Source organism: Streptomyces sp. NPDC016459, assembly GCF_040632845.1.
Taxonomy (GTDB): domain Bacteria; phylum Actinomycetota; class Actinomycetes; order Streptomycetales; family Streptomycetaceae; genus Streptomyces.
Map to the genome: position 1 here is coordinate 758,435 of NZ_JBEYCR010000001.1, position 21,031 is coordinate 779,465.

The 21,031-nt window shown below is 71.7% G+C and carries 17 protein-coding genes and 2 tRNA genes; 5 read left to right on the forward strand and 14 right to left on the reverse strand.

What is annotated here, in order from left to right; genetic code table 11:
• Positions 1-107: 107 nt before the first annotated feature.
• The gene (locus ABZ567_RS03490) at positions 108-836 is read left to right on the forward strand and encodes an MBL fold metallo-hydrolase (protein ID WP_360784177.1); all 729 of its coding nucleotides are present in this window, start codon (positions 108-110) and stop codon (positions 834-836) included.
• Positions 837-846: 10 nt separating this feature from the next.
• Positions 847-1,650 (forward strand): DUF3097 domain-containing protein, encoded by an 804-nt coding sequence (locus ABZ567_RS03495; RefSeq protein WP_360784180.1) that lies wholly within the window; start codon positions 847-849, stop codon positions 1,648-1,650.
• 60 nt (positions 1,651-1,710) lie between these two features.
• Here ABZ567_RS03495 and hemW read toward each other — a convergent pair whose 3' ends face one another.
• From hemW to lepA, 3 genes are all read right to left on the reverse strand, one after another.
• Positions 1,711-2,943 carry a radical SAM family heme chaperone HemW gene (gene hemW / locus ABZ567_RS03500; RefSeq protein WP_360784183.1) on the reverse strand — a complete coding sequence of 411 codons (1,233 nt, stop codon included), beginning with the start codon at positions 2,941-2,943 and terminating at the stop codon, positions 1,711-1,713.
• A gap of 80 nt (positions 2,944-3,023) precedes the next feature.
• Positions 3,024-4,895: a long-chain fatty acid--CoA ligase gene (locus ABZ567_RS03505; RefSeq protein WP_360784185.1), complete on the reverse strand. Its 1,872-nt coding sequence runs from the start codon at positions 4,893-4,895 to the stop codon at positions 3,024-3,026.
• A 237-nt stretch (positions 4,896-5,132) separates the two neighbouring features.
• Positions 5,133-6,998, reverse strand: a complete 1,866-nt coding sequence (gene lepA, locus ABZ567_RS03510; RefSeq protein ID WP_360784188.1) for a translation elongation factor 4 — start codon at positions 6,996-6,998, stop codon at positions 5,133-5,135.
• 183 nt (positions 6,999-7,181) lie between these two features.
• On the opposite strand from lepA, the gene rpsT reads away from it, so the two are divergent.
• Positions 7,182-7,448: a 30S ribosomal protein S20 gene (rpsT, locus tag ABZ567_RS03515; RefSeq protein ID WP_360784191.1), complete on the forward strand. Its 267-nt coding sequence runs from the start codon at positions 7,182-7,184 to the stop codon at positions 7,446-7,448.
• A 413-nt stretch (positions 7,449-7,861) separates the two neighbouring features.
• Here rpsT and holA read toward each other — a convergent pair whose 3' ends face one another.
• The gene (holA, locus tag ABZ567_RS03520) at positions 7,862-8,854 is read right to left on the reverse strand and encodes a DNA polymerase III subunit delta (protein WP_360784194.1); all 993 of its coding nucleotides are present in this window, start codon (positions 8,852-8,854) and stop codon (positions 7,862-7,864) included.
• Positions 8,855-8,905: 51 nt separating this feature from the next.
• Here holA and ABZ567_RS03525 point away from each other — a divergent pair, with 51 nt between their 5' ends.
• The gene (locus ABZ567_RS03525) at positions 8,906-9,148 is read left to right on the forward strand and encodes a hypothetical protein (protein ID WP_360784197.1); all 243 of its coding nucleotides are present in this window, start codon (positions 8,906-8,908) and stop codon (positions 9,146-9,148) included.
• A gap of 23 nt (positions 9,149-9,171) precedes the next feature.
• Here ABZ567_RS03525 and ABZ567_RS03530 read toward each other — a convergent pair whose 3' ends face one another.
• The 6 genes from ABZ567_RS03530 to ABZ567_RS03555 all read right to left on the reverse strand — a co-directional run bounded on the left by ABZ567_RS03530 (position 9,172) and on the right by ABZ567_RS03555 (position 17,818).
• Positions 9,172-11,667: a ComEC/Rec2 family competence protein gene (locus ABZ567_RS03530; RefSeq protein ID WP_360784200.1), complete on the reverse strand. Its 2,496-nt coding sequence runs from the start codon at positions 11,665-11,667 to the stop codon at positions 9,172-9,174.
• The gene (locus ABZ567_RS03535) at positions 11,664-12,698 is read right to left on the reverse strand and encodes a ComEA family DNA-binding protein (protein ID WP_360784203.1); all 1,035 of its coding nucleotides are present in this window, start codon (positions 12,696-12,698) and stop codon (positions 11,664-11,666) included. Before ABZ567_RS03535 ends, ABZ567_RS03530 begins: the two co-directional genes overlap by 4 nt.
• Positions 12,699-12,806: 108 nt before the next feature.
• Positions 12,807-13,652: a DegV family protein gene (locus ABZ567_RS03540; RefSeq protein ID WP_360784206.1), complete on the reverse strand. Its 846-nt coding sequence runs from the start codon at positions 13,650-13,652 to the stop codon at positions 12,807-12,809.
• A gap of 49 nt (positions 13,653-13,701) precedes the next feature.
• Positions 13,702-14,454, reverse strand: coding sequence for a hypothetical protein (locus ABZ567_RS03545; RefSeq protein ID WP_360784209.1), 753 nt, complete (start codon positions 14,452-14,454; stop codon positions 13,702-13,704).
• Between the two features lie 123 nt (positions 14,455-14,577).
• On the reverse strand, positions 14,578-17,454 hold the full coding sequence (gene leuS, locus ABZ567_RS03550; RefSeq protein ID WP_360784210.1) for a leucine--tRNA ligase: 2,877 nt from the start codon (positions 17,452-17,454) through the stop codon (positions 14,578-14,580).
• 291 nt (positions 17,455-17,745) lie between these two features.
• Positions 17,746-17,818: transfer RNA gene (locus ABZ567_RS03555), tRNA-Ala, on the reverse strand.
• Between the two features lie 124 nt (positions 17,819-17,942).
• Here ABZ567_RS03555 and ABZ567_RS03560 point away from each other — a divergent pair.
• Entirely contained in the window at positions 17,943-19,163 is a 1,221-nt protein-coding gene (locus ABZ567_RS03560; RefSeq protein ID WP_360784213.1) for a glycosyltransferase 87 family protein, read from the forward strand.
• Here ABZ567_RS03560 and ABZ567_RS03565 read toward each other — a convergent pair.
• The 4 genes from ABZ567_RS03565 to rsfS form a co-directional block, all read right to left on the reverse strand.
• Positions 19,142-19,375 (reverse strand): hypothetical protein, encoded by a 234-nt coding sequence (locus ABZ567_RS03565; protein WP_015033559.1) that lies wholly within the window; start codon positions 19,373-19,375, stop codon positions 19,142-19,144. The genes ABZ567_RS03560 and ABZ567_RS03565 overlap by 22 nt on opposite strands.
• Positions 19,376-19,713: 338 nt before the next feature.
• Positions 19,714-19,786 (reverse strand) — tRNA-Ala (locus ABZ567_RS03570).
• A 95-nt stretch (positions 19,787-19,881) separates the two neighbouring features.
• Positions 19,882-20,535: a histidine phosphatase family protein gene (locus tag ABZ567_RS03575; RefSeq protein ID WP_360785021.1), complete on the reverse strand. Its 654-nt coding sequence runs from the start codon at positions 20,533-20,535 to the stop codon at positions 19,882-19,884.
• Complete coding sequence (gene rsfS / locus ABZ567_RS03580) at positions 20,532-20,999, reverse strand: ribosome silencing factor (protein WP_360785023.1); 468 nt, start codon at positions 20,997-20,999, stop codon at positions 20,532-20,534. Before rsfS ends, ABZ567_RS03575 begins: the two co-directional genes overlap by 4 nt.
• Between the last annotated feature and the right edge of the window lie 32 nt (positions 21,000-21,031).

Genomic DNA, 21,031 nt, shown 5'->3' on the forward strand with positions numbered 1-21,031 from the left:
GCTTTTGGCACTCACCCTGTTCGAGTGCCAGCGATTCCCCGGCCAGTGTACGGCGGCGGGCGTCGCTCCTGGCAAGGCGGCGGGCCCCCACCGGCTAGCGTCGCCTTATGGACGTGGATTGGGAAGCGTACGGGTGGGAGCGGCTCGCGGACGGGGTGGGCCGGCGACGGCTGCCCGGATGGGACGCCACGGTCGGACTGGCACTGGGCGAGCGGGCGGTGCTGCTGTACGACACGGGCTCCTCGCTCGCGGAGGGCGCCGAGCTGCGGACGCAGATCGCGGGGCTGACGAACGACCGGAGAGTGACGCACATCGCACTGAGCCACCCCCATTTCGACCATGTGCTGGGCACCGCGGCCTTCTCGGGCGCGGAGGTCTTCGGCGCGGTCGGCTCCGACGCGCTGCTCGGAGGGGCCAGGGCGCAGGAGGCGCTGCGCGGCGACGCGGTACGGCACGGGCTCGACCCGGCGGCGGCCGCGGAGGCCGTGGACGTGCTGGTGGCGCCGCGGCACGTGGTCTCAGGCGAGTGGACGCTCGACCTCGGCGGCCGGCAGGTCCTCCTGGCGAACGTCGGCCCCGGCCACACGGGCCACGACCTGGTGCTCCTGGTGCCGGGCGGCCCGGAGGTGGTCTTCTGCGGCGACCTGGTCGAGGAGTCCGGCGAGCCGCAGGCGGGCCCGGACGCGATCCCCTCCCGCTGGCCGGACGCCCTGGACCGGCTGCTGCGGCTCGGCGGCGAGGAGGCGGTGTACGTACCGGGGCACGGGGCGGTGGTGGACGCCACGTTCGTGCGGGCCCAGCGCGATGAACTGGCACACCGCTTCCACGTCGCCTAACGTCACCGAAATGCGCAGCTACAACCCGGACCTGACGCCGTCCTGGAAGAAGCCGAAGCCCGTCCCGGAGGTTCCGGCCGAGCGTGACCTCGTCGTCGAGGAGGTCACGACGGGCTTCTGCGGGGCGGTGATCCGCTGCGAGGCGGGCACCGTGACCCTGGAGGACCGCTTCGGCAAGCACCGGGTCTTCCCCATGGACCCGCGTGGTTTCCTCCTGGAGGGCCGGGTGGTGACCCTGGTCCGACCGGTCACCGCTCCCGCCCGCCCCACCCGTACGGCCTCGGGCTCGGTCGCCGTACCGGGCGCACGTGCGCGCGTGGCGCGGGCCGGCCGGATCTACGTGGAGGGCCGGCACGACGCCGAGCTCGTGGAGCGGGTCTGGGGCGACGACCTGCGGATCGAGGGCGTGGTCGTGGAGTACCTGGAGGGCGTCGACGACCTGCCGTCGATCGTGGCGGACTTCGCCCCGGCGCCGGACGCGCGCCTGGGGGTCCTGGTGGACCACCTGGTCCCGGGCTCGAAGGAGTCCCGCATCGCCGCCCGGGTGACCTCCCCGGACGTCCTGGTCGTGGGCCACCCCTACATCGACGTCTGGGAGGCGGTGAAGCCGTCGTCCCTGGGCATCCCGGCCTGGCCGACGGTCCCCCGGGGCCAGGACTGGAAGACGGGCGTCTGCCGGGCCCTCGGCTGGCCCCACGACAACACGGGCGCCGCCTGGCAGCACATCCTGTCGAGAGTCACCTCGTACAAGGACCTGGAACCGGAACTCCTGGGCCGAGTGGAAGAACTGATCGACTTCGTGACGGCGCCGTAGACGACCTCCGACGGGGGCGCCCCGCGCCCCCGTCACGGGCATTCGCCCCGCGCCTGAACCTCAGTCCACCAGGTCCCGCACCACGGCGTCGGCGAGCAACCGACCCCGCAGGGTCAGCACGGCCCGCCCCTCGTCGTAGGGCCCCGCGTCGAGAAGCCCGTCCGCCAGCGCCCGCGAAGCCGCGGCAAGCCCGGCAGGCCGCAGGAGTGCCAACTCGACGCCCTCCCGCAGCCGCAACTCGAGCAGCACCCGCTCCACCCTGCGGTCTTCGGACGACAGCAGCTCCCGCCCCGCCCCCGGCGACCTCCCCCCGTCGAGCGCCGCCGCGTACGCGCCCGGGTGCTTCACGTTCCACCACCGCACCCCGCCCACGTGGCTGTGCGCGCCGGGGCCCGCGCCCCACCAGTCCGCGCCGCGCCAGTACAGCTCGTTGTGGAGGCAGCGCCCGGCCTCCGAGGTGGCCCAGTTGGACACCTCGTACCACTCGAATCCGGCCTCGGCGAGAACGGAGTCCGCGATCAGGTACCGGTCGGCGTGCACGTCGTCGTCGGTCATCGGCACCTCGCCGCGCCGGATCCGGCGGGCGAGCTGCGTCCCCTCCTCGACGATCAGGGCGTACGCGCTGACGTGGTCAGGGCCGGCGCCGATCGCCGCGTCGAGCGAGGCCCGCCAGTCGTCGTCGGACTCCCCCGGCGTGCCGTAGATCAGATCCAGGTTCACGTGCTCGAACCCGGCGGCCCGCGCCTCGGCGACGCACGCCTCGGGGCGCCCGGGCGTGTGCGTCCGGTCGAGGATCCTCAGGACGTGCTGCCGGGCACTCTGCATCCCGAAGGAGACGCGGTTGAAGCCGCCTTCCCGCAGCTCCGCGAGGTACGCGGGGGTCACGGACTCCGGATTCGCCTCGGTCGTCACCTCGGCGTCGTCCGCGAGCCCGAACTCGTCGCGGACGGCTCCCAGCATCCGTACGAGATCACCGGCGGCGAGCAGCGTCGGCGTGCCCCCGCCGACGAACACGGTCCGCACCGGCCTGGGGTCGTCGCCGAGCACCTTCCGGGCGAGCCGGACCTCTTCGGCGACCTGGTCGGCGTAGTTGTCCCGGGAGGCGAGCACGCCCCCGGTGCCGCGCAGCTCGCTCGCCGTGTACGTGTTGAAGTCGCAGTAGCCGCACCGCGTGGCGCAGTACGGAACGTGCAGGTAGAACCCGAGGGGCCGCTCGGCCGCCCCTTCCAGGGCGTGTGCGGGCAGCGCCCCGGTCTCGGGCACGGTCTCACCATCGGGCAGTACGGAAGGCATGAGCCCCATTGTCCCGTACTGCCCGAGGTGGACGTCCGGCCTGTGGACGCCGGCCTGTGGAAAAGTGCCGTGCGCGGCGGTCAGGACTCCCGGGAGCCCGCGTACATCTCCTCGATGAGGTCCTTGTACTCGCGCTCCACCACCGGCCGCTTCAGCTTCAGCGACGGGGTCAGCTCGCCGTGCTCGATGTCCAGGTCCCGGGGCAGCAGCCGGAACTTCTTGATCGTCTGCCAGCGCTGGAGGCCTTCGTTGAGGCGGTCGACGTAGCCCTGGATCATGGCCACCGTCTGCGGGGCGGCGACGACCTCGGCGTACGACCTGCCCGCGAGGTCGTGATCGGCGGCCCAGCCGAGGAGGGTGGGCTCGTCGAGGGCGATCAGCGCGGTGCAGAAGTTCCGGTCGGCGCCGTGGACGAGGATGTTGGAGACGAACGGACAGACGGCCTTGAACTGGCCCTCGACCTCGGCCGGCGCGATGTACTTGCCGCCGGACGTCTTGATCAGGTCCTTCTTGCGGTCGGTGATCCGGAGGTAGCCGTCGGCGGACAGTTCGCCGATGTCACCGGTGTGGAACCAGCCGTCGGACTCCAGGACCTCGGCCGTCTTCTCGGGCAGGCCGTGGTAGCCCTCCATGATGCCGGGGCCGCGCAGCAGGATCTCGCCGTCGTCGGCGATGCGGACCTCGGTGCCGGGGAGCGGCTTGCCGACGGTGCCGGTGCGGTAGGCCTCGCCCGGGTTGACGAAGGAGGCGGCGGAGGACTCGGTGAGCCCGTAGCCCTCCAGGATGTGGATGCCGGCGCCGGCGAAGAAGTAGCCGATCTCGGGGGCGAGCGCGGCGGATCCGGAGATGCACGCGCGCAGGTTGCCGCCGAAGGCGTCACGGATCTTGGAGTAGACGAGGGCGTCGGCGATCTTGTGCTTGGCGGTGAGGCCGAAGGGCACCGAGGCGGTCCCGGTGCGGCGGAAGTTGTCCTGGCCGGCCTTGGCGTAGTCGCGGGAGACGCCGGCCGCCCACTGGAAGATCTTGTACTTGGCTCCGCCGGCGGCGCGGGCCTTGGCGGCGACGCCGTTGTAGACCTTCTCGAAGATGCGGGGCACGGCGGCCATGTAGGTGGGCTGGACCACCGGCAGGTTCTCGATGATCTTGTCGACACGGCCGTCGACGGCGGTGACGTGTCCGACCTCGATCTGGCCGGAGGTGAGGACCTTGCCGAAGACGTGCGCGAGCGGCAGCCACAGGTACTGGACGTCGTCCTGCGTGACGAGACCGGTGGCGGCGATGGCCTTCGCCATGTACGACCAGTTGTCGTGCGGGAGACGCACGCCCTTGGGCCGGCCCGTGGTGCCGGAGGTGTAGATGAGGGTCGCGAGCTGGGTGGGGGTGATCGCGGCGACCCGCTCCTTGACGGCCTCCGGGTGCTTCTCCAGGTATGCCCGGCCGCGCGCCTCGAGCTCGGCCAGGGAGAGGACCCACTGGCCGTCGCTCTCCACGCCCGTGGCGTCGATGACGATCACGTGGTGGAGGTTCGGCAGGTCGGCGCGGCGCTCCACGGCCTTGGCGAGCTGCGCCGCGTCCTCGGCGATGAGGACCTTCGACTCGGAGTCGGAGAGGATGAACGCCGACTCCTCGGCGTTGGTCTGCGGGTAGACCGTGGTGGTCGCGGCGCCCGCGCACATCACGCCCAGGTCGGCGAGGATCCACTCGACGCGGGTGGAGGAGGCGAGGGCGACCCGCTCCTCGGACTGCACGCCGAGGTCGACGAGGCCGGCGGCGATCGCGTAGACCCGCTCGGCGGCCTGACCCCAGCTGAGCGACTTCCAGTCGTCCGGGCCGGATGCGGCGGGCACCGGATAGCGGTAGGCCTCCGCGTCCGGAGTCCGCTCGACGCGCTCAAGGAAGAGGGTCGCCACGGAGGGCGGCCGGTTCTCGATCTGGGTCTGTGTGTCGCTCACGACGTCCTCCGGGCGGCGGCGGTGCCTGCTGGTGGTTCGTAACTAACTGGCGAGTAACCTTCGAGCCGGGATCAGAGTAAGGCGCCGGGGACCTGCGCGTAAGGGTCTACAGGGCGTCGCTTCATAACGAACGGGCCCACGCGCATCCGCACGTAGGCCCGTTCATTGCACAGGACAGGTATTTTCGGCTCCCCCGCAGCCCCGTCCCGCTTTCCCTCTTCGTCCGACGCCTCCCGGCTACTTCTTCTTGCTGGAGGACTCGTCGCTCGACAGGACGGCGATGAAGGCCTCCTGGGGCACCTCCACCGAACCGACCATCTTCATGCGCTTCTTGCCTTCCTTCTGCTTCTCGAGCAGCTTCCGCTTGCGGGAGATGTCACCGCCGTAGCACTTGGCGAGGACGTCCTTGCGGATGGCCCGGATCGTCTCGCGGGCGATGACCCGGGAGCCGATCGCGGCCTGGATCGGCACCTCGAAGGCCTGCCTCGGGATGAGCTCGCGCAGCTTCGCGACGAGCCGCACACCGTAGGCGTACGCGGCGTCCTTATGGGTGACGGCGGAGAACGCGTCGACCTTGTCGCCGTGCAGCAGGATGTCGACCTTGACGAGGCTGGAGGCCTGCTCGCCGGTGGGCTCGTAGTCCAGGGAGGCGTACCCGCGCGTCTTGGACTTCAGCTGGTCGAAGAAGTCGAAGACGATCTCCGCGAGGGGCAGGGTGTAGCGGATCTCGACCCGGTCCTCGGAGAGGTAGTCCATGCCGAGCAGCGTGCCGCGACGGGTCTGGCACAGCTCCATGATCGCGCCGATGAACTCGCTGGGGGCGAGGATCGTGGCGCGTACGACGGGCTCGTACACGTCGTTGATCTTGCCCTCGGGGAACTCGCTCGGATTGGTGACCGTGTGCTCGCTGCCGTCCTCCATGACCACGCGGTAGACCACGTTGGGGGCGGTGGCGATCAGGTCGAGACCGAACTCGCGCTCCAGGCGCTCGCGGATCACGTCCAGGTGGAGCAGACCGAGGAAGCCGACGCGGAAGCCGAAGCCGAGCGCGGCGGAGGTCTCCGGCTCGTACACGAGCGCGGCGTCGTTGAGCTGCAGCTTGTCGAGGGCCTCGCGGAGGTCCGGGTACTCCGAGCCGTCCAGGGGGTAGAGGCCCGAGAACACCATCGGCTTCGGGTCCTTGTAACCGCCGAGGGCCTCGGTGGCGCCCTTGTGCAGGGAGGTGATCGTGTCGCCGACCTTGGACTGGCGGACGTCCTTCACACCGGTGATGAGGTAGCCCACCTCGCCGACGCCGAGACCGTCGGACGGCGTCATCTCCGGGGACGAGACACCGATCTCCAGGAGCTCGTGGGTGGCGCCGGTCGACATCATCTTGATGCGCTCGCGCTTGTTGAGCTGGCCGTCGATCACTCGTACGTACGTCACCACGCCCCGGTACGAGTCGTACACGGAGTCGAAGATCATCGCGCGAGGCGGGGCGTCGGCGACACCGACCGGCGCCGGAACGTCCCGGACCACCCGGTCGAGCAGCGCCTCGACGCCCATGCCGGTCTTCGCGGAGACCTTGAGGACGTCCTCCGGCTGGCAGCCGATGAGGTTGGCGAGCTCCTCGGAGAACTTCTCCGGCTGGGCGGCCGGCAGGTCGATCTTGTTGAGGACCGGGACGATGGTGAGGTCGTTCTCCATCGCCAGGTAGAGGTTCGCCAAGGTCTGCGCCTCGATGCCCTGCGCCGCGTCGACCAGCAGGATCGTGCCCTCACAGGCCGCCAGCGACCGCGAGACCTCGTACGTGAAGTCGACGTGGCCGGGGGTGTCGATCATGTTCAGGATGTGCGTCTCGCCCTGAGCCGGCCCCTCGGTCGGCGCCCACGGCAGCCGGACCGCCTGGGACTTGATCGTGATGCCCCGCTCCCGCTCGATGTCCATGCGGTCGAGGTACTGGGCACGCATCTGCCGCTGGTCGACCACACCGGTCAGCTGGAGCATCCGGTCGGCGAGCGTGGACTTGCCGTGGTCGATGTGCGCGATGATGCAGAAGTTGCGGATCAGAGCCGGGGCGGTACGGCTCGGCTCGGGCACGTGGGGAGGAGTCGCGGGCACGCAGGGTCTCGTCTCGGGGCGGTGTCGGATCGATACGTAGGCTCCATGGTCCCATGCCCGCCGCCCTGCGCCCGGTTTGGGCGGGCCCCAGAGCGGCTGATACTGTGGACAGCTGTGTCTCGTGTGCCCTCTCAGCCCGCGAGGCGCATCCAGAAGGAACACCGAACCTGTAAAGGCTCTTTCGTGGCGAACATCAAGTCCCAGATCAAGCGGAACAAGACCAACGAGAAGGCGCGCCTGCGCAACAAGGCCGTCAAGTCGTCGCTCAAGACCGCGATCCGCAAGGCCCGTGAGGCTGTCGCCGCCGGCGACTTCGAGAAGGCCACCGTTGCCACTCGTGCCGCCTCGCGTCAGCTCGACAAGGCTGTCTCGAAGGGTGTCATCCACAAGAACGCCGCCGCCAACAAGAAGTCGGCGCTGGCGATCAAGGTTGCCGCTCTCCAGGGCTGAGCTCTGATGTGACCGGCCGTACGGGACCCAGCGGGCCCTCTCTCCCGCTCCCGCCCGGCCACCCAGGACTCGCACGCGGACGCGTTCGCCACGCGGGTGCGAGCCCACCCAGCTTGTACGTCGAAGGCCCCGCCGCCTCCTTCCCCAGGAGCCGCCGGGGCCTTCGGCGTGTGTGGGCGGGGGGCGACGGTGACTGGAGGCTGCGGGGAGCGGCCGGCCCTGCGATATCGCAGGCGGCCCGCCGCGAGTAGGGGTAGGCGGTCACGGCCGGGCGTATAGCCAGGCGGTCGCTGCCGGTCGACTGGGCGGGGGCCTTACCGGGCTTCTGTGCGGGCGGTCGCGGCCGGGCGTCATCGCGCGGCCGAGGCCAGGCGTCATCGCAGGCCGCCGCCGCCTCACGGCGGGAGGCCGTTCTACTCCCCGCGCCGCATCCTCGCCGCCCGCGCCACCGCGACCACCGCCTTCTCCAGGGCGTACTCCGGGTCGTCCCCGCCGCCCTTCACCCCCGCGTCCGCCGCCGCGATCGCCCGCAGCGCCAGCGCCACCCCGTCCGGGGTCCAGCCACGCATCTGCTGCCGGACGCGGTCGATCTTCCAGGGCGGCATGCCCAGCTCGCGCGCGAGGTCGGCGGGACGACCGCCCCGCGCCGACGACAGCTTGCCGATCGCCCGGACACCCTGCGCGAGCGCGCTGGTGACGAGCACCGGCGCGACCCCGGTCGAGAGCGACCAGCGCAGGGCCTCGAGCGCCTCCGCCGCCCGCCCCTCGACCGCGCGGTCCGCGATGTTGAAGGAGGAGGCCTCGGCGCGGCCCGTGTAGTACCGCCCGACCACGGCCTCGTCGATGGTCCCGTCCACGTCGGAGGTGAGCTGCGCGACCGCGGACGCGAGTTCCCGCAGATCACTGCCGATCGAGTCGACGAGCGCCTGGCAGGCCTCCGGAGTGGCCGCGCGGCCGAGGGTGCGGAACTCCTGCCGTACGAACGTCAGCCGCTCCGCCGGCTTCGTGGTCTTCGGGCAGGCCACCTCCCGCGCCCCCGCCTTGCGCGCCGCGTCGAGCAGACCCCTGCCCTTGGCGCCGCCCGCGTGGAGCAGGACGAGCGAGATGTCCTCGATCGGATCGCCGAGGTAGGCCTTGACGTCCTTGATCGTGTCGGCGGAGAGGTCGTGGGCGTTCCGCACGACCAGCACCTTGCGCTCGGCGAAGAGCGAGGGACTGGTGAGCTCCGCCAGCGAGCCGGGCTGGAGCTGGTCGGGCATGAGGTCGCGCACGTCCGTGTCGGCGTCGGCGGCGCGGGCGGCCGCCACCACCTCCTGGACGACGCGGTCGAGGAGCAGGTCCTCCTGCCCCACGGCGAGCGTCACGGGGCCGAGGAGGTCGTCGGGTGAAGTCTTTCTGGTGGCCATCGCGCTCCAGCATCCCACGGGCCACCGACAGCGATGCCCGAGAATGGCGGGGTGAGTGAACGACACGTACTGGTACTCCCCGACCGCGACTCCGCCGAGGAGGTCGTCGGGGAGCTCCCCGACCGTTTCGGCGTGGCCGAGGAACCGCTGCTCCTCCGGGACGCCCTGGCCGGGGAGGACGACGCCGAGGACGCCCAGTGGCTGGTGGTCGTCGAGGACCCCGAGGGCCGCCTGGACCCGACGGCACTCGACGGGCTGGCCGCCGAGTACGACGGCTGGCTGGAAGCCCCGTGACCCGCCCACCGTGACCCTCGTCCTCACCCTCCTCCCGGTACGGCCACCAGCCCGCGCCCCGTCCCCGTCACCGCGATCGCCCCGTCCCGGTCGGTCCGCAGCACCTTCGCCCCACCGGCCCGCAACGACTCCACCGTCCTCGGCGAGGGATGCCCGTACGGGTTGTCGCGCCCCGTCGACACCAGCGCGAGCCGGGGCCGTACGGCCCGTATCAGCCCCGGGTCCTGGTGGGCCGATCCGTGGTGGGCCACCTTGAGGACGTCCACCGGCCCGAGATCCGGGTGGGCCAGCAGCAGGGCCCGCTGGGCCGGCGGCTCCAGGTCGCCGAGCAGCAGTAGGGTCACCCCGCCGGCGGTCCGGACGAGCAGCGTGACACTGGCGTCGTTCGGCCCGGCTGAGGTCTCCCCTTCCTCCGCGACGGGCCAGAGCACGCGCCATTCCAGCACCCCCACCCTCCGCTGCTCCCCCGGCCCCGCCCGGATCAGCGGCACCCGCGCGGCCGTCGCCGTCCGCCGCACGAACCGGGCCTGGGCGGGCGGCTCTTCGAGCCCCGTCGTCTGGATCGCCCCCACCGACCGCCCCCGCAACACTCCCGGGAGGCCGGCCACGTGGTCGGCGTGGAAGTGGGTCAGCACCAGCAACGGCACCCGACGCACGCCCAGTTCGCGCAGGCAGCGGTCCACGGACACGGGGTCCGGGCCCGCGTCCACCACGACGGCCGTGTCCCCGCCCGCCGCGAGCACCGTCGCGTCACCCTGCCCCACCTGACACATCGCGAACACCCAATCCGGCGGCGGCCATCCGGTGACCCACCGGACGAGCGGCACCGGCCGCACCACCACGAGCAGGAGCACCACGGTGACGAGCACGCCGACCGGCCCCCGGTACGGCAACCTGCGCACCCCGAGCACCACCAGGGCGGTGAGCAGCGCGAGGGCGAGGCCGCCCCACCACCCGCCGGGCCAGCTCAGCTCCGCTCCCGGCAGGGCCGCACCGGTACGCGCCACCCACGCGATCCACCCGGCCGGCCATCCCGCCACCCAGGCCAGGCCCTCCGCGGCCGGTTCCCACACCGCCGCCAAGGCGAGCGCGGCGAAGCCGAGCACCGTCGCGGGTGCCACCGCGAGCTCGGCGAACAGGTTCGCCGGGATGGCGACCAGGCTCACTCGGGCGGCGAACACCACCACGACCGGAGCGCACACCGCCTGCGCCGCCAGGCAGGCGGCCAGCGCCTCCGCCAGCCCGCCCGGCACCCGGCGCCGCCGCAACGCCTCCCCCCACCGCGGAGCGATCGTGAGCAGGGCCCCGGTGGCGAGGACCGACAGCAGGAACCCGTAACTGCGCGCGAGCCAGGGGTCGTACAGCACCAGGAGCAGGACCGCGGCGGCCAGCGCGGGGATCAGCGATCTCCGGCGGCCGGTGCCGATCGCGAGAAGCACGACGAGCCCACAGGCCGCCGCACGCAGCACGCTCGGATCGGGCCGGCAGACGACCACGAACGCCAGCGTCAGCGCTCCCCCGGCCAGCGCGGTGACCCGCAGCGACATCCCCAGCCGGGGCGCGAGCCCGCCCCGCTCCACCTGGTGCGCCCTCCCGGGCCGGCCGACGAGCAGGAGCAGGACGATGGAGAGGTTGCTTCCCGAGACGGCGAGCAGGTGGGTGAGGTCGGTGGCCTGGAAGGCGTCCCGCAGGTCGGGCCCGATCCGAGAGGTGTCCCCGACCACGAGGCCGGGCAGCAGGGCCCGCGCGTCCGGTTCGAGCCCGTCGGTCGCCCGCCGCAGCCCGGCCCGGAGCTCCCCCGCCGTCCGCTGCACCGTGCTCGGAGGGCCGACGATCCGGGGCGGTCCCGCCCCGTCGACCTTGAGCACCGCCGCGAAGGGATCGCCGGGGCGCAACGGCGGCGCGAGTCGGCCACCGACCCTCAGCCGCGTGGAGGGCAGGAGCCGCAGCCACTCCTCCCGCCCCTCCCCCGGCGGCACGAGGAGCAGAACCGGCGCCCGCGTCCGGTGGACCGCGCCGTCCCTCCTCTCGACCCGGGTCACCTCACCGTCCAGGACGACGGCCACCGGGACGGTCTCGCTGCCCTGGACCCGCGGCCGGGTGAGCCGCGGGTCGGACGTCACCGTCACCTCCAGCTGCGCCCGCGCGTACTCCCGCGCCAGGGTCGGCACGGGTCCCCGCCGCAGGTCCGCAGCGTGCAACCCCGCCGAGGCCGCTCCGGCCGCGGCACACAGCAGGACCCCCGCACAGGCGGTCGCCCGCAACCGCCACCCGGGCACCCCCCGCACGACGCCCACGCCACCGACCCAGCGGGCCGAAGCCGGTGTCAACAGGACGGCGGCTCCCACCAGGCAGACCGCGACACCGGCCACCGTCCACCAACCGGTGACGCCCACCGCGCAGGCCGCCGCCACCCAGGCGGCCACCGCGAGCGGGACGAGCCGGAGATCCGTGGGTCCCTCGTCCCAGGGGCGCTCGGGGGCCGCTCGCTCCTCCTCCGCCGTCTCGCCGCGGCTCACGGCCGGACCAGCGGTTCGAGGTCGGCGAACCTGCGCTCGCCGATGCCGTTGACCTCGCGCAGCTCCCCGACCGACCGGAAGCCGCCGTGCTCCGTGCGATGGTCGACGATGTGCTTGGCCAGGACCGGGCCCACGCCCGGGAGGGTGTCGAGTTGCTCCACCGTGGCCGTGTTGAGGCTCAGAGGCACAGCCGGCCCGCCGCCGACCGCTCCGCTCGCCGGACCAGAGCCGGTGCTGGTGCCCGAGCCGGTACCGGGACCGCCCGCCGGTGCCCCCGGCAGGCCGACGAGAACCTGCTCACCGTCGAACAGCACGCGGGCCCGGTTGAGCCCCGTGAGATCGGTGTCCGGCTTCACGCCACCCGCGGCGCGCAGCGCGTCGGCCACCCGTGAGCCGGCCGGCAGGCTCAGGACCCCGGGCCTGCGCACCTTGCCTCCGACATCGACGACCACCTTCGAGCCGGTCGACGCGGACGCCGCACCGGGCCCTTGCGCCGACCCGGCTCGCGTGGCAGGCGCGGCCGCCACGGGAGCGGCGCGGAGGAGCTCGGGCGCACGCACCTGCTGCGGCCGCCCCGCCCAGAAGTAACCTCCCGCGAGACCCGCGGCCACGACCAGGACCACCGTCAGCGCGGCCAGGGCCCTCGGTTCGAGCCCGCACCGCGTCTGCACCCACACCGGGGTCCGCTCGCGCAACGCCGCCGCGAGCCGCTCCCGCGTCCCGACCGGGGAACCACGCTCCGGCGCCTCGGGGACCTCCGGCGCCTCCCGGCCCCCCGATGGTTCCGGCAGCGACGGCTCGGCGGCCGCCGACGGGAAGAGTGCGTCTCCCCGGCGCCGTACGAGAGCCTCGGGAAACGGGGCGGCCCTCCTGACCCGGGTCCGCCTCCTGGCCCGCCCGGAAGACGCGTCACGCGCCCCGAGGCGGCTCCGCCCGTCGGAACCCCGCCCCCGGCCGGGTCCGCTGGCCGGAGTGCCCGTCGTGCCCGGGACGTCGGGAGTGGTCGATGCGATGCGTGTGCGAAGAGTCATGTGGCAGACGGTAAGGATCACCGCCGACCCGTGCGGGACTCACGCACGTTCCGTGGATGGGCTTCGGTCTGTGGAAAACTCCGTCACCCTCCCGGGGGACGGACCGGCTCAGCGGGGCGAGACGACGACCGCGAGAAGTCCGGGCCCGGTGTGCGCACCGATGACGGCACCCACCTCGCTGACCTGGATGCGCACGGTGCCGGGTACCCGCTCCTCAAGCCGGTCGGCGAGGGCTGCGGCACGTTCGGGTGCGGAGAGGTGGTGGACCGCGATGTCGACGGCGCCGGAACCGGCTCGCTCCACGGCGATCTCCTCGAGTCGCGCGATGGCCTTCGAGGCCGTCCGCACCTTTTCCCGGAGTTCGATGCGCCCACCGTCGAGTTCGAGGAGCGGCTTGACCGCGAACGCGGAGCCGAGCAGCGCCTGCGCGGCCCCGATGCGCCCGCCGCGACGCAGATGCTCCAGGGTGTCCACGTAGAAGTAGGCGGAGGTGCCCTCCGCGCGCTTCTCGGCGGCCGCCACCGTCTCGTCGAGCGAGCCGCCCGCCTCCGCGACCTGCGCCGCCGTCAGCACGCAGAAGCCCAGCGCCATGCCCATCATGCGGGTGTCCACCACCCTGACGGGCAGGGGGGCGTCCTGGGCGGCGAGTACGGCGGCGTCGTATGTCCCGGAGACCTCGGCGGAGAGGTGGAGCGAGACGACGCCCCGTGCCCCGGCTTCGGCGGCCGCGCGGTAGGCCTCGGCGAAGATCTCGGGACTGGGCCGCGAGGTGGTGACGGACCGCTTCTTCTGGAGGGCCTCGACCAGGGCCCTGGCCGAGATCTCGGTGCCTTCCTCAAGGGCGCGGTCGCCGATGACGACGGTCAGCGGGACCGTGGTGATGGCGTGCCGCTCCCGCGTCTGGCGTGGCAGGTAGGCCGTGGAATCGGTGACGATCGCGACATGCCGGGACATGAGCGGGAGGTTACCCGCCGAGGCCGCCGCTCGGCAGCCCGGCCCCCCGTCAGGTGGTGGTCTCCGGGCGGGCCGACTTCTCCCAGGGGTAGGCGGTCCGTCGGGGATCGGGCGCCGCGATCGCGGACGGCTCGCCGCCGGCCCCCGGGCTTCCCTGATCCGACTGCCCGGCCGCCCCGGCGGGGCGTCCCCAGGCCTCACCTGCGGGAGTGGCTCGGGAAGTGGTCCCCTGCGCCTGCTCCTGCGTGGTCTCCAGACCGGTCCAGTGGCGCAACGCGCCCGCCTCGACGTCGATCTGAGCGCTGAGCGACGACAGGTCGTCCTCGGCGAACTTCAGGGCCCGGTCCCGGGCGGCCCGGCGCAGTGCGTCGGCCGAGGTGGTGATCCGCTCGGTCCGCGCGGCGAGTTCGGGGAGCTGCCCGGACACGTACGCCCGGTCGGGCTCCCGCTCAAGTCGCCTGAGATCGTCGTCCAGTTCGAGCCCGTGCCCGCTGAGCCGGTGGAAGAGGTCGAGCGACTCCTTCAGCGAGGCGTCCTGGCCGACACCGGCCTGCAGCGCCTCCTGGGTGGCCCGCATCGAGGTCCGCAGCGACAGGCGCAGTCTGGCCAGCTCGCCGGCGACCCCGGTCTGGCCGAAGCTCTTGGCCCGCAGCGTGGTGTCCTCGACCGTGCGGCGTGCCTGGCCGAGGGTCCGGTCCACTCCCCGCTTGGCGGCCTTGGCCGCCTTCACGGTGACGAAGACGCCGAGCGCCACGAAGGACAAGAAGAGCAGCGCCATGATCGTGATAATCGCGGCATCCATGTGTGCCCCTCCGGCATCGGTCGAGTCCCCACGGTTGTGGTTCCTCCAAGGTAAACGGAACGGGCAGGCTGCGGGTTCCATCGGAACCCCCAACCTGCCCGTAGGGGAAACCCCTATGCTCCGCTATCCGGCGACGATGTTGACCAGCTTCGGTGCCCGCACGATCACCTTGCGGATCTCCGCGCCACCCAGCGCCGCTACCACGTGCGGGTCGCCCAGCGCCAGGGTTTCGAGGTCGGCGTCCGTGATCGACGGCGAGACCTCCAGGCGGGCCTTGACCTTGCCCTTGATCTGCACGACACAGGTCACGGTCTCGTCGACGACGTACGCCGGGTCGGCGACCGGGAAGTCCTGGTGGACGACCGAGTCGGTGTGTCCGAGCCTGCGCCACAGCTCCTCGGCGATGTGCGGGGCGAGCGGGGCGACGAGCAGCACCAGCTGCTCGGCGACCGGCCGGGAGAGCGGACCGCCGGACTTGGTCAGGTGGTTGTTCAGCTCGGTGACCTTGGCGATGGCGGTGTTGAAGCGCATGGCCGCCATGTCCTGCGAGACGCCGTCGATCGCCTTGTGCAGGGCGCGCAGCGTGTCCTCGTCGGCCTCGGTGTCGACGACCGTGACCTCGCCGGTCGACTCGTCGACGATGTTGCGCCAGAGCCGCTGGAGCAGCCGGTACTGGCCGACGACGGCGCGGGTGTCCCAGGGACGGGACACGTCGAGCGGGCCCATCGCCATCTCGTACAGGCGCAGGGTGTCGGCGCCGAACTCGGCGCAGATCTCGTCGGGCGTCACGGCGTTCTTCAGGGACTTGCCCATCTTGCCCAGGACGCGGCTGACCTTCTCGCCCTGGTACCAGAAGCCGCCGTCGCGCTCCTCGACCTCGGCGGCCGGCACGGCGATCCCGCGCGCGTCCCGGTAGACGAAGGCCTGGATCATGCCCTGGTTGTACAGCTTGTGGAACGGCTCGGCCGAGGAGATGTGCCCCAGGTCGAACAGCATCTTGGACCAGAAGCGCGCGTACAGCAGGTGCAGCACGGCGTGCTCGGCACCGCCGACGTACAGGTCGACGCCACCGGTCGGCATGCCCTCGCGGGGGCCCATCCAGTACTGCTCGACGGCCGGGTCGACCAGCTTCTCGGAGTTGTGCGGGTCGAGGTAGCGCAGCTCGTACCAGCAGGAACCGGCCCAGTTGGGCATGGTGTTGGTCTCGCGGCGGTAGCGGCGCGGGCCGGCGCCGTCGCCGAGGTCCAGGGTGACGTAGACCCAGTCCTCGTTGCGGGACAGCGGGGTCTCCGGCTGGGTGTCGGCGTCCTCCGGGTCGAAGGTGCGCGGCGAGTAGTCCTCGACCTCCGGCAGTTCCAGCGGCAGCATCGACTCGGGCAGCGCGTGGGCGACGCCGTCCTCGTCGTAGACGATCGGGAAGGGCTCGCCCCAGTACCGCTGGCGGCTGAACAGCCAGTCGCGCAGCCGGAAGTTGACGGTGCCCTCGCCGATGCCGCGGTCGGCCAGCCAGGCGGTGATCTTCTCCTTGGCGTCGACGACGCCCAGGCCGTCCAGGGAGATCTCGTCGTTCGCGGAGTTGACCAGCTTCGCCTCGTACGAGGCGAAGGCGTCGTCCCATGCGGACGGATCGGTGCCGCGGCCGTCGCCCGGTTCCACGACACAGCGCATCGGCAGCTCGAAGGCGCGCGCGAAGGCGAAGTCGCGGCTGTCGTGCGCGGGGACGGCCATGATGGCGCCCGTGCCGTAGCCCATCAGGACGTAGTCGGCGATGAAGACGGGGACCTGCTCGCCGCTGACTGGGTTGGTCGCGAACGCGCCGGTGAAGACGCCGGTCTTCTCCTTGGCGTCGGCCTGCCGCTCGACGTCGGACTTGGAGGCGGCCTGCTTGCGGTAGGCGTCGACGGCCTCGGACGGGGTGGCGTGTCCGCCGGTCCACACGTCGTGGGTGCCCTCGGGCCAGGTCGCCGGGACGATCTTCTCGACCAGGTCGTGCTCGGGCGCCAGGACCATGTAGGTGGCGCCGAACAGGGTGTCCTGGCGGGTCGTGAAGACGGTGATCGCACCGGTGTCACCGACCTGGAAGTCGACGCGGGCGCCCTCGGAGCGGCCGATCCAGTTCCGCTGCTGCAGCTTGATGGCCTCGGGCCAGTCCAGCGCGTCCAGATCGTCGAGCAGGCGGTCCGCGTAGGCGGTGATCCGCATGTTCCACTGGCGCAGCTTGGACTTGAAGACGGGGAAGTTGCCGCGCTCGGAGCGTCCGTCGGCCGTGACCTCCTCGTTGGCCAGGACCGTGCCCAGGCCGGGGCACCAGTTGACCGGCGCGTCGGAGGCGTACGCCAGGCGGTACTCGCCCAGGACGTCGGAGCGCTCGGCGGCGCTCAGCTCGCTCCACGCGCGCGTGGTGCCCGGGACGTCACGCGTGCCGTTCTCGAACTGCTCGATCAGCTCCGCGATCGGACGGGCCTTCCCGGCCTCGGCGTCGTACCACGAGTTGAAGATCTGCAGGAAGATCCACTGGGTCCACTTGTAGTACTCCGGGTCGATCGTGGCGAACGACCGGCGCTTGTCGTGACCCAGGCCCAGTCGGCGCAGCTGGACCTTCATGTTCTCCATGTTGGCCTCGGTGGACACACGCGGGTGCGTGCCCGTCTGCACCGCGTACTGCTCGGCCGGCAGGCCGAAGGCGTCGAAGCCCAGGGTGTGCAGCACGTTGTGGCCGGTCATGCGCGCGTGGCGGGCGAAGACGTCCGTGGCGATGTAACCGAGCGGGTGGCCGACGTGCAGGCCCGCACCCGAGGGGTACGGGAACATGTCCATGATGAACTTCTTGGGCCGGGCGGCGATCGCGGGGTCGCCCGCCAGGTCACCGGTGGGGTTCGGGGCCTCGTAGGTTCCCTCGGCGTCCCAGAAGTCCTGCCAGCGTGCCTCGATGTCGGCGGCCATGGCCGCCGTGTAGCGATGCGGGGCCGCCGTCTCGGCAGCCGTATTGATCTCGGTCATGGTCCTTGAAGCTCCATCGATCGTCTCTGCCTACTGCCACGGACTGCCGTGAAATGAAAAAACCCCTCGCACAGGAGGGGACGCCGCGCCGACTCCGACAGATGTCTGTCATCCGTCGGGACTGATCAGCGCGGCTCGGTAAGCAGAAGGCGTACGGCACGCATGGCGCCAGGGTACCGCAGGGCCCGAGCGGGCCGCACCGGCGTTCCACGGGGCGGCGCCGGTACGACGAGGGACGGGGGCACACGAAGAAGCGGGCCACCCGATCCGGGTGGCCCGCCTTCTTTTTTGTGGAGCTAAGGAGAATTGAACTCCTGACCTCCTGCATGCCATGCAGGCGCTCTACCAACTGAGCTATAGCCCCTTGCCTGTTTCCGCCTCCGCTCCGGCTTCCTTCGCGGCGACAGACAGAACATTAACCGGCCGCCCGGCAGATCTCCAAATCGATTCTCGGGGCCCTCCTGACCTGCCCGGTAGGGTCGCCGACTGTGTCCGTCTCCGTGCTCTCGAAAACCCGCGCCCGGCCGTGGCCCCTCGCCACCGCCGCGGCGGTCTGCCTGCTCTCGTTCGCGGCCTTCTGGGTGGCGCAACGCCTCGCCCACGTGAACATGCTCGACGTGATGGTCTACCGGGCCGAGGGCGAGACGGTCCGGGCCGGCGGCGATCTGTACGCGATGCGCGCCACCTCGGCGAACCTCGGCATGACCTATCCGCCCTTCGCGGCCCTGCTGTTCGTCCCCCTCACCCTGGTCAGCGTGCCGCTGATGCGGACGCTGAGCACGGCGGGGAACCTGCTGCTCGTCGTCGCCCTGGTCCAGCTGTCGCTCCAGCTGGTCCGCCCGTCGCTGTCCCGTGCGGATCTGTGGCGCACGACACTGTGGGTCGCCGCGGTGGTGGTCTGGTGCGAGCCGGTCTGGACGACCCTGCGGTACGGACAGATCAACCTGCTCATAGCGGTGGCGGTGCTCTGGGACCTCACGCGCGCGCGGGGCAGCCGCTGGGCGGGCCTCGGCATCGGTCTGGCGACCGCGGTGAAACTCACACCGGGTCTCTTCGTGGTCCTGCTGCTCGTCGCGGGGCTGCTCCTGTGGCGCCGGGACCGAGCTTGGAACACCTGGCTGCGCACGGCGGTGACGGCGACCGGGGTGTTCCTGGGGACGACGCTGGCCGTGGCGCTGGTGCTGCCGGCGGACTCGAAGCGGTTCTGGACGGAGACCCTGTTCGAGACGGGCCGGGTCGGCTTCGCCGAGGAGACCGCCAACCAGTCGATCCGCGGGGTCCTGGCCCGGCTGATGCACACCGACGACCCGGGCATGTGGTGGGCGGTCGCCGCGGCGCTCCTGGGCGGCGCGGCCATGGTGCTCGCGGTACGGGCCGCACTGCGCGGCGACAAGGCCGTGGCGGTGGTCGTCTGCGCGTTCACGGCGCTGATGATCAGCCCGATCTCCTGGTCCCACCACTGGGTCTGGTGCGTGCCCCTCCTGATCCTGCTCGCGGACCGCGCCACGCGCGCGTGGCCCGTGACGGGTGCGGTGGCCCTGGCCTTCGCCTCGTTCGCGCTGTGGTGGGTTCCGCACGACCCGGGCCGGCCCGAGCTCGACCAGAACGCGGGCCAGATGGTGCTGTCCGCCGTCTATCCGCTGACAGCGACGGCCCTGCTCGTGGGGTACGCGCTGACGCGACGGCGTCAGGCCGTGGCGAAGGAGTAGAACCGCTTGAGGGTGCAGTGCTCGTCGAGGAGCCGGCCGTAGATCGGCTCACCCTCCAGCTCGCGGTACGTCTCGATGGGGTCGCCTTTTATGATCAGCGCCCGCGCGCACTCCTCGCACCAGTACTGGAACCCCGGGTTGACGGGGTCCATGTCGCGCACGATGGGCGTGCCGCTGCCGCACCAGTCGCACTTCCGCCTGTGTGCACCCATCAGTCAGCTCCAGCTGTGGCCGCAGGCCGTGCACCCATAGGACACCCCGCAGTTGTCGCCGAGCACTTGGGCCACCCTCCCGTCCGGATTCCTCGTCCCCCTCCGGCCGTCCGATTCTGCCATGGCCCCGCAAGAGGGTCAGCGTGCTGGAGACGTCCGGGGGCGATTGCCGGTGCCACCTCTTACTGAGTGCAACGACGTGATCCGGCGTGGGAAGCCGGTGAAGATCTTCCGTCACGAGCGGTTGGGCGAGGTCCGGTTGACGCGGGCTCGCGTCGCTTCATCAGCTGACGGAACGAAGAATCCCGCCCCCTGGTGGGGACGGGATCCGGTGATTGTGGAGCTAAGGAGAATTGAACTCCTGACCTCCTGCATGCCATGCAGGCGCTCTACCAACTGAGCTATAGCCCCTCGTGTTCTTCGCGCTCCGCGCTGCGAACAAGAAGAACTTTAGCCTGCGACCTGCCGGAAAGTGAAATCCGGGTCCGGCAGGCCGGCCGTGGGGTTCAGTCGTCGTCGCCGAGGACCGGCTCGGGCAGCGTGCCCGCGTTGTGCTCCATCAGACGCCAGCCGCGGGCACCCTCGCCGAGGACCGACCAGCAGCAGTTCGTCAGGCCACCGAGGCTCTCCCAGTGCCGGGAGTCCAGCTCCAGGAGCCGGCCGATGGTGGTGCGGATCGTACCGCCGTGGCTCACCACGACGAGCGTGCCGTCATCGGGGAGCTTGTCGGCGTGCTCCAGGACCACAGGGGCGGCCCGGTCGGCCACCTCGGTCTCCAGCTCGCCGCCACCCCGGCGCACGGGCTCGCCGCGCTTCCAGGCGGCGTACTGCTCGCCGTACCGCGTCACGATCTCGTCATGGGTGAGCCCCTGCCACTTCCCCGCGTACGTCTCGCGCAGCGCGGAGTCGTGGGCGACGGCGTGGCCGGTCAGCACGGCCAGCTCGGCGGCGGTGGCCGCCGCCCGCTTCAGGTCGGAGGCGACGATGGCGTCCGGCTTCAGCGCGGCGAGCAGCCGTGCGGCCCGGCGCGCCTGGGCGACGCCGGTCTCCGTCAGCTCGATGTCGGTCGAGCCCTGGAAGCGGCGCTCCAGGTTCCAGGAGGTCTGGCCGTGGCGCCAGAGGACGATGCGGCGGCCTCTGCCGCTCTTGGCGGTGCTCAGCTCAGCTCACCGTCCGCCTCGTCGGGCAGGCCGGCGGCGTGGTCGGAGAGGTCGACGCCGGTCAGGGCGGCGTGCTCGGCGCCCTTGCCGCGCGTCTTCGCCGCGTCCTCGGGCAGCGGCAGCTCGGGGCAGTCCTTCCACAGCCGCTCCAGGGCGTAGAAGACCCGCTCCTCGCTGTGCTGGACGTGGACGACGATGTCGACGTAGTCCAGGAGGATCCAGCGGGCGTCGCGGTCGCCCTCACGGCGGACCGGCTTGGCGCCGAGGTCCTTGTTCAGGCGCTCCTCGATCTCGTCGACGATCGACTTGACCTGGCGGTCGTTGGGCGCGGAGGCGAGCAGGAAGGCGTCGGTGATCGACAGCACATCGCTGACGTCGTACGCGATGATGTCGTGCGCGAGCCGGTCGGCGGCCGCCAGTGCGGCGGCGTTGACGAGTTCGATGGAACGATCCGTGGCGGTCACATGCAGGCTTTCGTCGGCGGTCCAGTACCCCT

Bases quoted from the DNA above. Each gene is read 5' to 3' on its own strand.
- hemW (WP_360784183.1), bottom strand. From the start codon at position 2,943: ATGCCTTCCGTACTGCCCGATGGTGAGACCGTGCCCGAGACCGGGGCG.
- leuS (WP_360784210.1), bottom strand. From the start codon at position 17,454: ATGACCGAGATCAATACGGCTGCCGAGACGGCGGCCCCGCATCGCTAC.
- ABZ567_RS03495 (WP_360784180.1), top strand. From the start codon at position 847: ATGCGCAGCTACAACCCGGACCTGACGCCGTCCTGGAAGAAGCCGAAG.
- ABZ567_RS03545 (WP_360784209.1), bottom strand. From the start codon at position 14,454: ATGGATGCCGCGATTATCACGATCATGGCGCTGCTCTTCTTGTCCTTC.
- ABZ567_RS03565 (WP_015033559.1), bottom strand. From the start codon at position 19,375: ATGGGTGCACACAGGCGGAAGTGCGACTGGTGCGGCAGCGGCACGCCC.
- ABZ567_RS03535 (WP_360784203.1), bottom strand. From the start codon at position 12,698: ATGACTCTTCGCACACGCATCGCATCGACCACTCCCGACGTCCCGGGC.
- ABZ567_RS03540 (WP_360784206.1), bottom strand. From the start codon at position 13,652: ATGTCCCGGCATGTCGCGATCGTCACCGATTCCACGGCCTACCTGCCA.
- ABZ567_RS03490 (WP_360784177.1), top strand. From the start codon at position 108: ATGGACGTGGATTGGGAAGCGTACGGGTGGGAGCGGCTCGCGGACGGG.
- holA (WP_360784194.1), bottom strand. From the start codon at position 8,854: ATGGCCACCAGAAAGACTTCACCCGACGACCTCCTCGGCCCCGTGACG.